This is a genomic window from Streptococcus toyakuensis (assembly GCF_024346585.1).
GTDB classification, from domain to species: Bacteria; Bacillota; Bacilli; order Lactobacillales; family Streptococcaceae; genus Streptococcus; species Streptococcus toyakuensis.
Genome location: NZ_AP024523.1, coordinates 1760140 through 1773068 on the forward strand (window position 1 = coordinate 1760140; position 12929 = coordinate 1773068).

Below are 12929 nucleotides of genomic sequence, written 5' to 3' on the forward strand. Positions count from 1 at the left end.
TTTGACTATTTTTAAAAAAATTTTTTGAAGTACAAAAAAGCCCCTAGAAAACGAATTTTCTAGAGACTTTCTCTATAAAGTTTAAGAGAGAAGAAATATTCTCACTTACCAAGTTTCATGTTTCTTCTACAAAAGCTTAAGCTTTACGTTTTACGAAGAATACCAATCCACTCAATGCCAATACTACAAATCCAATTACTGAGAAGATAGATGTTGCTTCACCTGTGTTTGGAAGTTCAGCTTGACCTTTTTCCTCAGTTACTGGAGGTGTTGGTTGTGTATCTGGCGTTGGCGCTGGATCTGGCGTTGGCGCTGGATCTGGCGTTGGTGCTGGATCTGGCGTTGGTGCTGGATCTGGCGTTGGTTTTGGATCTGGCGTTGGTGCTGGATCTGGCGTTGGTTTTGGATCTGGCGTTGGTTTTGGATCTGGCGTTGGTTTTGGATCTGGCGTTGGTTTTGGATCTGGCGTTGGTTTTGGATCTGGCGTTGGCGCTGGATCTGGCGTTGGCGCTGGATCTGGCGTTGGTGCTGGATCTGGCGTTGGTGCTGGATCTGGCGTTGGTGCTGGATCTGGCGTGTAGATGTTTTTGAAGACACGTTCTGCATCTGCATTTTCTACAGTCGCAACCAATTGACCTTGACCGTTATCTGCTACAGTTACTTTAACTGTGTAAGATTCAGTTGAGTATGTCACACCTGCTTCTGTTCCTGATTTCTCAGTAATAGTGTAAGTGTGCTCGCCTGCTTCTGTGTAGTTGACGTTGAAGACAACTTCGCCTGAAGCAGCGTTCTTAGCTTCTGCTACAACTGCATCTTTTTCTTTCAATTCGAAAGTATAAGCATCAGCCACAAGCTCTTTACCATTCAAGACTTTCTTAGCTTTGATTGTCGCGCTTGTTGAAGCTGCTTTATAAGTGTTAGTGAAGACACGTTCTGCTTCCGCATTTTCTACAGTCGCAACCAATTGACCTTGACCGTTATCTACTACAGTCACTTTAACTGTGTGAGATTCTGTTGAGTATGTCACACCTGCTTCTGTTCCTGATTTCTCAGTAATAGTGTAAGTGTGCTCTCCTGCTTCTGTGTAGTTGACGTTGAAGACAACTTCGCCTGAAGCAGCGTTCTTAGCTTCTGCTACAACTGCATCTTTTTCTTTCAATTCGAAAGTATAAGCATCAGCCGCAAGCTCTTTACCATTCAAGACTTTCTTAGCTTTGATTGTCGCGCTTGTTGAAGCTGCTTTATAAGTGTTAGTGAAGACACGTTCTGCTTCCGCATTTTCTACAGTCGCAACCAATTGACCTTGACCGTTATCTGCTACAGTTACTTTAACTGTGTAAGATTCAGTTGAGTATGTCACACCTGCTTCTGTTCCTGATTTCTCAGTAATAGTGTAAGTGTGCTCGCCTGCTTCTGTGTAGTTGACGTTGAAGACAACTTCGCCTGAAGCAGCGTTCTTAGCTTCTGCTACAACTGCATCTTTTTCTTTCAATTCGAAAGTATAAGCATCAGCCACAAGCTCTTTACCATTCAAGACTTTCTTAGCTTTGATTGTCGCGCTTGTTGAAGCTGCTTTATAAGTGTTAGTGAAAGTTGGTTCTGCTGAAGTAATAGAAGCTTTCAATACTCCACCTTGGAATGCTGCAGTTACAGTAACTTCCTTACCTTCTTCATCAAAAGTGATACCATTGATTGCTGCTGAAGTATCTTCTTTGATGATGTAGCGATAAGTTCCCGCACCTTTTACTTCAATGTTCTCGAAGGTAATCGTTCCATCAGCTTTTGATTTCACTGTGGCTACTGGAGTCTTCAAGTTCTCTGCTGTATATAGGTTAAAGGTAAACTCATCCGCTTTTGGAAGTTTATCTGTACGACCTTCTACCACTTTCTTAGCAGTCACATTGAATACAGCTGGAACTGGTTCATCTTTAAGATTAATAGTAGAACCGGCTGCTCCGAGTTTAACTGTATACTCTTTCTCATCTAGCTTATAGCCAGCTGGAGCTGTCTTCTCTTTAATCTTGAAAGTTTTACCTTCCCATTTCTGATCATAAGTTTTAGTCAGTGCTACTCCTTTTTCATTCGTAGTCACTTCTGTTGTTTCGCTCGCATCATCTGCTGCAGTTACAGTATAAACTGCTCCTTGAACAGGTGAAAGAGTGAAGGCATCTGTCTTATTAATCTTAATTTGGTAAGCTGTAGAAGCCACGATAGTTCCTGAAATCAAGGAAGTTGCTTCCGCTTTCATGCTAAGCGCACCTGGGCGACTTGTATTTTGTGCAAGTTTTGTTCCGTCTGCAAGAGACAAAGCTACGATATTTGCTACTTTCGTACCATCATTTGGAGTGGTAGTACTAATATGTAACGAAGTAAGATGCTGTTCCATCCTTAAGCGTAACATCAAATGATGTATAGTTTGAGTTCCAAGCAACTGTATAGTCAGTGCCTTCTACCATGAGTTCTGCTCCTGGAGGAACAGCAGAAGTACCGCCTGTAATATCAGCCTTGTAAATCTTCAAGCTTTCTGGAATGTATTGAGCTGGTGTGTAGGATGTATCATCATTTGGAATTGTGTCATGAAGCACAATGTTTTGTCCAAAATCTTGTTTTTCTGTGTTCACACGTACACGCCAGTTTGACATCTCATTACCTGAGCTCACTGATCCGATCGCTGCTAGTTTTGGAGAGTTCCAGCTTTCACGAGAAGCTTGTCCACCAGCTTTCGCATAGTTTTCAGTACCAACTTTAGGACCTGAGATTGTCTTAGAGGTATATGTCTGAGTTACCTCTTGCTTCATAGAAGAAGAATTAAAGCTAATTGGTGTCTTAGTCTGGTCTTTTAGGAATCGGAATGATGCCGCAAAGTTACCAGATACATCCTTAACTTTATCTCCACCAGTTGCAGCTAGGTACTTGTCCAAGTTTTTCAAGGTAATTTTTGCTTTACCACCCTTGTCATTACCACTTGATGTTACAACTGCTTCCCCAATCGTTACTTGCGTAGCTGGGTCAACCAACTGTTGAGTGCCGTTGTAGACTGTCATTGGTGCTGGAATGTCGAAAGTGAAATAATCACCATTGTTCAAGTTTTCATTGTATTGTTTGAGATCAAACGTTACACGAAGCTTGTAGGCATTCCCTGTACGAACTGCATAATCTCCCTCAGATGTTACATTCTGTTTCGTATCTGAAGCATCCAACAACTCAACACCTGTAATAACTTGCGTTAATTCCTTTGGCGTCGGGTCATCAGCTTTAACAGTATTTGTCGAAACAGATGTAAATGTCAAGACAGAAAGAGCTGCAGCTGAAAGTTTTGAAAGCAATTTCAGCATTTTGCTTTTTGCCATGTTTTCCCCTCTTTTCTATATTTTGTTTTCAATGTTCTTAATCCCTCTCCTGAGAAATGAAGAAGAAATCACAGATTATTTGATATTTACTAGTTAAAGCCCTCCAAACACTTTAAATATTAAACATAAATAACCACCTACATTCTAGCATGATACGTGCCACTCTGTCAAGTAAAAGAAAATCAATTTTAACTATTTTACGAATAAAATAATTTGTGTTAAAAAATAATTTTAATTTTCTAGTTTGATTTCTTGACTCAAACTACTTGATTTGTTAAAATAGATTGTCTACATTATATTTGTATATGTTATTATGGTTATTTTCTACGGATTATTACATAAATTCATTATTGATACAGGTATAGTTGTAGGTCAAATATAGAATATTTTTTTAAAGGGAATTGTAATTTTATGAAAAAATTGCGAAAAGTTAAGAAGCACTGGGTTGCTGTTTCAATTGGAATTGTCACTTCAGCCTTATTAGTCAATAACGTAGCTGCTAATGAGGTCGGAGGAGAGACCTCAGATGTTTTAAAATCCACTACAGTATCATCTTCAACGATTGAAAAATCCAATGAAGCGGGTGAAACTCCAAGGCCTACTGTGAATGATACAGATGCCAGTTTAGCGCCAAATCAACCCTCTACCCCTTCTTCCAATATATCTGATAGTGCTAATACTGTAGTTGAAACTCCTACAAAGCCTGAAGATAATAAACAAACAGGAAGAAGTGGTTTTCGAAGTGTAAGCGCATCCACCCCTGTAGAAGCAAATAAAAGTCAATCTACAGAATCTGTATCTACTGTCCCTGCTGAATCTATCGAACCTGCTCTAAAACCAGAAGTAAAAGCTGATGAGGAAGCAATCAAAGCAAAAGCCATTCCTGAAATACCAAAAGAAAACCAATCAAAAAAAATTCAGGATGCCATCACAGAAGATGTAAGAACCGTTGTTTCAAAACCAACTGTTGAAGGCGTTGAGTATGATGTTCACTATGATCATAAAAACAAATGGTACTATGTCAATGCTACTGATTTTGGCTTGAATGTAGCTGATAACCAAGATGATACTCTCGCTGTTAATAAAGCACTAAAAGCTGCAAATGAAATCGTAATGGCTGATCCAGATGGCACACAACATACTGGTGTCGCCGTTAAACTTTCTGGAATTGTCAATGTGGCTCGTGATAAAGGTGAAATCGATCACTATAAGATTTTAACATACGGTTCAGGTGTCCCAATGCCTATACAAAAAGGACGAATCGATGGGGTCCAGAATCTTTCGCATGTTACAAAAGAAGAATACGAAAATCTTCGTGTAGACTCGGATGGACTTGTTCGTTATGTTAGTTCTAACGGACAAAACCTTACAGGAATAGCACTGCCTATCTATCGCAAGAGCGAGAATGGCTCCTTTAATCAAATTAAAATCGGTTCTGAGCATTCAAATGTAACTGGTCTCTTTGGGGATGGGCCGGGAACAACCGTATTAAAAACAAATTTAGTTCAGCTAGGAAACCCTTGGGATAGCAACGAGAATGATACTGACAATCGCGACCATGCTGTTTTGCTAGTTGAAAATCAAAATGGATTCCTTGTGAAAGATTTATCTGTTTCTATCCAAAACTTAAAAGAAGCTTTTGGAGAACAACACGATGGCTTCTACGTCAAAGGAATGCCTTACTATGGAAAAGTCGACGGCGTCTTCGTCAATGACTCTGATAATGTAACTGTTGAAGGTGTTGAAGCAAGTGGAGCTAACAAAGCTGGAATTCGTTTTGGTTCCACTCATAATAGTGTTTCAAATATTTCTCTACCTGGTTGGGGTCGCCCTCGCTCTGTGAGTAATTTGATTGCTGGAAAAGCTCCTGGTTATACTTTCAGTAGTCTAAACTTAGGTGAAAACAATAAAGTATTAAACAGTAATACTCACAATAACCGAGTGGCTGGAGTTCAATTCTCTTACCAAACCAATATTCTTACTGAAGGAACAACCACTTCTGAAAATGGACACAAATTAAACGGAAGTACAGGTTATGGTTTCGCTTCAGAGGCTGGATCCTACAATAATGGAATTGTTTTCCGAAACAATACGAGTACCTACAACTACCGTAAAGGGTTAGATATTCACGACGGTGACCGAATTTTAATCGAAAATAACGTTTCATACGGAGATCGCTTGTTAGGTATCTCTGTCTACAATCGAAACTTTAAAATGGAAAATGTTGTCATTCGAAACAACGTTGTCACACAAGATAAAACGAATCGTCTAGTACGAGATGACTTGAAATTGGATGGGACATTCACACACGGTCACGACTATCTCCAGTATGAAGCGATTCATTTGCAAACGAATGAAAAATCTCAGGACTTGAGTGCAGACGGATCGGTAGGTTATTTTGAAATTAGTAATAACCGCATTCAAGATTTGGATTCATCAGGTAGAACCGCTACAAACCAAGACTACAATACAAATGCTATTCTTGTTCGTATGCAAGAACCTTACCTAAACTATGTACTTAATATTAAAAACAACCAAATCACAGGACACTCAGCCAACGATTTGATCAAAATGATTAACTCTTCTAATGACAATATTAGGGGAACAGCTACATTATCTGACACAAGTAAATTTGCAAACGGATTGGGATATGGTTCTGGTTCTATCAACATTAGTAATAATAAAGTCGAGCTTGAAGAACTTTACGGTGATCCAAATAAAGATTTATCTGCTATTACAATCGCTGAATCGACTAGTAATTTTAATGTCGCAGATAAAAATATTCGAGCTAACCAAGATAAGTTCCGCGGATCTGTTGTTTTCCAAAACAATGACATTAAAGTCAAAAAAACTTTCATGAGTACTAGACCTGGCATCATCGGAAAACAAAAGACAATGCCTATTATTTCTATTACAACAAATGCGGAGGGCGTTCTTTTTAAAGACAATAATCTTGACTTTGGGGAAATCACACAATCTTTAGCTAAAAATGCTGCAACACAAACACCATTAATTAGCTTAAACGGAAATAACGGAACTTTAGTGCAACCAGGATTAGGATTTGGTATTAATACAACTCGTACTCCAAGTAACCTCCCAAATACACTGAGTCGAACTCAACCTCTAGCTTTTATTGGTAATGATATTAAAATTTCTAATATTAGTTATGCTAACAATGTCGATTTACCAATTCGTGTATTAGAAACGAACAATCTCGTCCGATATACTGAAAATAATACCTTCACTTCTGACTCAGAAATTACAGTTTCTACTACCGATACAAAAACCGATCCACTTGGCAATGCGATCTATAAGCCTACAACCGAACGCCTCACTCCAAACAAGGAAAAGAATAACGCTCAATTCAATATGGGAGTCAGCCGTTTTTCAACAAGTTCTCCTAGCTTAGTCAATAGTTCAGAAGAGACTGTTCCATATGAAACAATCTACGTTAATGACAAGACCATCGCTGCTGGAACAAGTATTGAAAAAACTCCTGGGGTAACTGGGAAGAAAATTGTAAATACCTATGCAACTAGCGTTGATAACTCTGCTTATGAGAAAACAAGTGGAACCAATATCATGAACTACGGTCTCAGAAATTACTACGAGACAACAAATATTCGGGAAGCGACTGATAATGATCGCATTCCGGGATTGCTTCGAGCAGACTATACAACGACAGATGGCAAAATTATGACAGCCACTAAAACTTATAGTTACACTGATACTAAAAAACAAACTCAAACAACTGAGATGACTTATCGCTACGAAAACCTTCCAATTGGTTTGAAGAACGATACGCAGTATACATTTACTGATGAAAATGTAACTACGGCACCGCAAAATCGTGTTGTCCATGTAGGTACACGAACTTCCAAAGCTATTGGAGCATTTGATCAGTTTGATGTCGATTTCGAAACAGAATATGTAAACGATGATACTATTCTAGTCGGTGATACTGTCATCAAAACTCCTGGTGTCAAAGGAATCCGTACTGTTTCTTATCGAGAAACCCGTGATAATGATACAAATGATCTAATTTCAAGAGAACAAGTTTCTGATAGTATCACTACTAAACCTATTAAGCAAGTCGTACTTGTGGGAACAAAACCACTTACTAGAACTGCTCAAAGAACTGAGAAACAGGATATTGATTTTGAGATCGTTAAAGTTCCTTCTGACAAGCTATTTGTTGGTGAAGAAGAGATTCAAACCCCTGGTGTTAAAGGTACTAGAACTATTGTTCATGAAGATACTATTGACAACCGAAACAATACTGTGATCTCGTCTCGTGTTATCTCTGACGAACAAACCGAACCTGTTAAACAGATCGTACTTGTGGGAACAAAACCACTCAATCGAACAGTTCAGAGAACTATTGAACTTTCTATCCCTTATGGTATTCAATCTATTTATGATGATACATTAGCCAATGGAACAAAAATGATTGTAGCCCCAGGAAAAGCTGGTCTTCGTACAATCATTATCGAAGAAGTTTTTGATGATAAAGGACAGATTATTTCTAGCAACATTCTCTCTTCTACAGTTACAATTACACCTACTGATGAAATTGTAAGAGTAGGAACAGCTGCTACTACTCCAAATAATACTGACAAATTAAGTCAAGATAGTCAACAAAACCATGCAAATACTGGACAATCTACTGTTGATAATTCCAAAGTATTACCAAATACAGGAACAGAAAACAATCACTCTGTAGCAGTAACTGGTGCGTTAGCTCTATTTGCAGCCTTAGGTCTTACACTATTCAAACGTAAAGAAGATAACGACTAAAGTATATGTCATTTACTCTTCAAGCTAGATAGTATATTTAAAAAAAGGATTGAAGTCTATATTTTGTAGAATTCAATCCTTTTTAGTCAATTCTATGACACCAGCAGTAAGGCAGAAAAAGCCATACTTTATATAGAAGTAATTTGTCTCTTCTCTCTGAGAATAAAAACTATAATATTCCTTGTTTTAAAATTATCAAAACCTCAGTAACAAAAAAAACTAGCCCTATGGCTAGTTTTTTTTATACTATCTTAGAGCAATGCATCATCCATTGAAAGAACTTCGTGGAAGACACGTTGTGTCAATTCAGTTTTTTGTTCTGGAGTGAGGTATTTAGTGTTTACACAGTATCCAGAGATACGTACGATAACGTCTTCACCTGACATGATTTTTTCGTAAACATCGTTCAAGTCCATAACGTTCAAGTTAACGTGTTGTCCACCGTTTTCGAAGTAACCATCAAGGATTGTTACCAAGTTATCCACTTGTTCGTCACGAGTCTTACCAAGAGCACGAGGTGAAACTTGAGTTGTCAATGAAATACCGTCAGCTGCGTAACCAAAGTCAAGGCTAGCAAGTGAGTTCAAGTTTTGCAACCATCCACCTTTAGCTTTGTTAGATGGGTTAGCACCTGGTGAGAAGAATTCAAGTTTAGACAAGTTCACAGAACCATCTTCGTTGAGGTATACACCTTTGTGGACTGGTGAGTTACCAGTTTGTTTAGAGTAAGCAACGTTAGATGTGATAGTCAAGAGTGATACTGTAGCTTCAGCGTCTTTGTATAGCTTGTGGCTACGTAGACGAGTTGTGTAAGCTTCGATCAACCATTCTGCCAATTCGTTTGAACGTGGGTCATCTTCACCCCAACGTGGGTATTCACCGATTGTTTCATAATCGTAGATGTAGCCATTTTCGTCACGGATTGGTTTAACTGTAGCGTACTTAATAGCTGACAATGTATCAACTGTGTTAGCAAATCCACAGATACCGAATCCCATGTTAGCACGTTGTTTAGTTGGCAAGAAGGCCATTTGAACAGCTTCGTAGTTGTACTTATCAGTCATGTAGTGGATGATGTTCAAAGCATCTACGTAAGTGTCAGTCAACCAGTCAAGAGATTTTTCGAAGTTGGCTTTAACTGATTCGAATTCAAGAACTTCGTCACGGATAGGATCGATGTCAAATACTTTGTAGTCTTTGTGAACATCGTCGTAACCACCGTTCAAACCAGTAAGAAGGGCTTTAAGAACGTTTACACGAGCACCGAAGTACTGGATGTTATGGCGTTGATCTTCATTTTCTGGGTCAAGTGGAGATACACAACATGAGATACAGCTCATTTCACCGTATCCGTCTTTAGCCATTGTTGTTACACCTTCGTATTGGATAGAAGAGTGTTTGTGGCTCATGTGCATACAGTAGCGACGGAAGTTGTAAGGCAATTTGTCAGTCCAAAGAACTGTCAAGTTTGGTTCTGGTGAGTTACCGATGTTGTCAAGAGTGTTCAAGAAACGGTAGTCCATCTTAGTAACACGGTGACGACCGTCGTTACCCATACCAGCCATAGAAGTTGTGATGAAGGTTGGGTCACCTGAGTACAATTGGTCATAAGCTTTTGTACGAGCAAATTTAACTGTACGAAGTTTCATAACGAAATCATCAACGAACTCTTGGATTTCTGATTCAGTAAATGTACCACGAGCAAGGTCACGTTCTGCAAAGATGTCCAATACGATTGGCACACGACCTAGAGATGTAGCGGCACCATTAATCACACGGCAGACAGCCATGAAAGCGATATTAACCCATTGGATTGCTTCTTTCACGTTCATCGCTGGTTTGCGAACATCAACCCCGTAAAGGTCACCCAAGCGAACAACTTGTTGCAATGCTTGGTATTGAAGGTTGATTTCTTCACGAAGACGGATTGTTTCTTCATCGATTTCTTCGATTGAGTTCCAATCGTTTACTTTTTCTTGCATCAAGTAGTCTGCACCATAAAGAGCAAGACGTGCGTAAACACCGATGATACGTCCACGTGAGTATGCATCTGGAAGTCCCGTTACAGTGTGAGCGTGGCGAGCACGACGGATGTTTGAAGTGTAGGCACGGAAGATACCGTCGTTAACTGTTGTTACATATTTAGTGAAGATTTCGTGAACAGCTGGATCTGGTTCGTATCCATTTTCTTTCAAAGTAGTTTCAGCCATACGGATACCACCTCTTGGCATGAAGTTCAATTTGAAGAGTTCATCGTTTTGGATACCGAAGATAACTTCGTTTTCTTTGTCGATAAATCCAGCAGGAATATCAGCAATAGATGTTGGACGAGTGTCCATTGGGAAACGAGTTTCTTCGTAGTGAGCCTTAGTTTCTTCTACAATCTTTTTGATGTGAAGTGAACGTTCTGTTGGTCCAGCAAGGAAGCTTTCATCACCATCATAAGGTGTGTAGTTAGCTTGAACGAAGCGAGAAACGCTTGCTTTTTCTTTCCAATCTACGCCTTTGAAGCCTTCCCAAGCTTTATCAAAAATGTCTTGTGCTTCAACAACTGTCTTAACAACCATGTTAATGTCCTCATTTATCTTTCTAGTAACAGCCATCTGTTACATTCATGAGACAAGTATACCACACAGTAACCGATTTCAACAAGTGGAAAAACCCTATTTTTACACTTTCTTTTCTAAAACAGTCTATATTTTTCCCTAAACTGTATTATATTTTTGAAAAAATAAAGTCCTTTTTTCTTTTTTTCAGAAAAAAAGGTATAATAAAAGAAAATAAGCAGTAAAAAGGTGCTAGGCATGTTGATTTTTCCCTTATTAAATGATTTGTCAAGAAAAATCATCCATATTGACATGGATGCCTTTTTTGCTGCGGTAGAAATCAGGGATAATCCTAAGCTCAGAGGAAAACCTGTCATTATCGGAAACGACCCTCGGCAAACAGGTGGGCGGGGAGTCGTTTCTACCTGTAGCTATGAGGCGCGAGCTTTTGGTGTCCATTCAGCCATGAGCTCTAAGGAAGCTTATGAGCGCTGCCCCCAGGCTGTCTTTATCTCAGGGAATTATGAGAAATACAAATCTGTGGGACTCCAAATTCGAACTATTTTTAAGCGCTATACAGATTTGATTGAACCTATGAGTATTGACGAAGCCTATTTGGATGTGACAGAGAATAAACTCGGTATCAAGTCAGCGGTCAAAATCGCTCGCCTCATTCAAGAGGATATCTGGCAAGAACTCCATCTAACTGCTTCTGCTGGCGTTTCTTATAACAAATTCTTAGCTAAAATGGCCAGTGATTATCAAAAACCACATGGTCTGACAGTGATTCTACCTGAGCAAGCTGAGAGCTTTCTCAAACAAATGGATATTTCCAAGTTTCATGGAGTAGGAAAGAAGACAGTAGAACGTCTTCATCAAATGGGGATTTTTACTGGCGCTGATCTACTTGAAGTTCCTGAGGTGACCCTAATAGACCGCTTTGGCAGACTGGGCTATGACCTTTATCGAAAGGCTCGTGGCATTCACAATTCCCCCGTCAAATCCAATCGTATCCGTAAATCAATCGGGAAGGAGAAAACCTATGGGAAGATTCTCCGTGCTGAGGAAGACATCAAAAAAGAGCTGACTCTCCTATCAGAAAGAGTCGCTCTCAATCTCAGTCAACAAGAAAAAGCTGGAAAAATTGTCATTCTGAAAATCCGCTACGAAGACTTTTCAACTCTGACTAAACGAAAAAGTCTGGATCAAAAAACGCAGGATGCTAGTCAGATCAGCCAAATAGCCCTGCAACTCTATGAAGAGTTGGACGAGAAAGAAAAAGGCGTCCGCCTGCTGGGGATTACCCTGACTGGATTTTAAAACCTTGAAGAGTCTGAACCCTTCAAGGTTTTTCTTATACAAATAAACGCACAAAACTATAGAGCAACAAGACACTACCGAGTACGATACGGTATTTACCAAAAAGGGTAAAGTCGTGTTTTTTTACATAGCTTGTCAAGAAGCGAATAGCCACCATGCTAACTGCAAAAGCTACTCCCATAGCGACCAAGAGCAAAAACAATTGCCCAAAACTCAAGAGCTGTCCTGCTTTTATAAATTTAAAAATCTTTAAGGCACTGGCTCCAAACATAACAGGAATTCCAAGATAGAAGGTAAATTCTGTCACAACAGAACGACTAGTTCCATTCAACAAACCACCGACAATCGTTGCTCCAGAACGGCTTGTCCCTGGTAAAAGGGCAAGAACTTGGAAGAGTCCGATATAGAAAGCTGTCGTATAAGGAAGCTTGTCCAACTCTGTCACACTTGGCTCTATAGCACGCGCTTTATTGCGCTTTTCCAAATAGATAAAGGCAATCCCATAGATAATCAACATGAGAGCAACTGAAACCATATTATGGAAGTGAGTATCAAACCAATCATCAAATTTAAAGACGGCAAGTAAAGGCAAAGTGGCAACCAAGACCTTCAACCACAGTCTCCAAGTCTTACGAACTTCCTGCTTGTCTTTACCCGGTTTAAAGGGATTGAGCTTATTAAAGTAAATCACCATAACCGCCAAAATCGCACCAAGCTGAATCACGACATTAAACATGGACATAAAGACTTCATTTTGATTTTGGTATTGGATAAATTCCTCTGCTAAAATCAAGTGACCTGTACTTGAAATCGGCAACCATTCCGTAATTCCTTCAACAATCCCGAAGAAGATAGATTTTAAAATTTCAATAAGATACATAGATTACTCCTTTTTCTATCTTCCATTATAGCATAC

Annotated in this window: 4 protein-coding genes and 1 pseudogene; 2 read left to right on the forward strand and 3 right to left on the reverse strand. The window is 39.3% G+C overall.

Going from position 1 to position 12929, the window contains the following annotated elements; genetic code table 11:
* Positions 1-136 precede the first annotated feature (136 nt).
* Positions 137-3350, reverse strand: a pseudogene (locus STYK_RS08830) (Spy0128 family protein).
* Between the two features lie 411 nt (positions 3351-3761).
* Here STYK_RS08830 and STYK_RS08835 point away from each other — a divergent pair.
* Entirely contained in the window at positions 3762-8147 is a 4386-nt protein-coding gene (locus STYK_RS08835) for a G5 domain-containing protein (protein WP_261804915.1), read from the forward strand.
* 251 nt (positions 8148-8398) lie between these two features.
* Here the strand turns inward: STYK_RS08835 and pflB are convergent, their stop codons facing one another.
* Positions 8399-10714 carry a formate C-acetyltransferase gene (pflB, locus tag STYK_RS08840; RefSeq protein ID WP_096408339.1) on the reverse strand — a complete coding sequence of 772 codons (2316 nt, stop codon included), beginning with the start codon at positions 10712-10714 and terminating at the stop codon, positions 8399-8401.
* A 237-nt stretch (positions 10715-10951) separates the two neighbouring features.
* Between pflB and dinB the strand changes: the two genes are divergently transcribed.
* A complete protein-coding gene (gene dinB / locus STYK_RS08845) occupies positions 10952-12013 on the forward strand; it encodes a DNA polymerase IV (RefSeq protein ID WP_261804916.1) in 1062 nt (353 codons plus the stop codon).
* A 34-nt stretch (positions 12014-12047) separates the two neighbouring features.
* Here dinB and STYK_RS08850 read toward each other — a convergent pair whose 3' ends face one another.
* Entirely contained in the window at positions 12048-12893 is an 846-nt protein-coding gene (locus STYK_RS08850; protein WP_000280785.1) for an undecaprenyl-diphosphate phosphatase, read from the reverse strand.
* Positions 12894-12929: the final 36 nt, after the last annotated feature.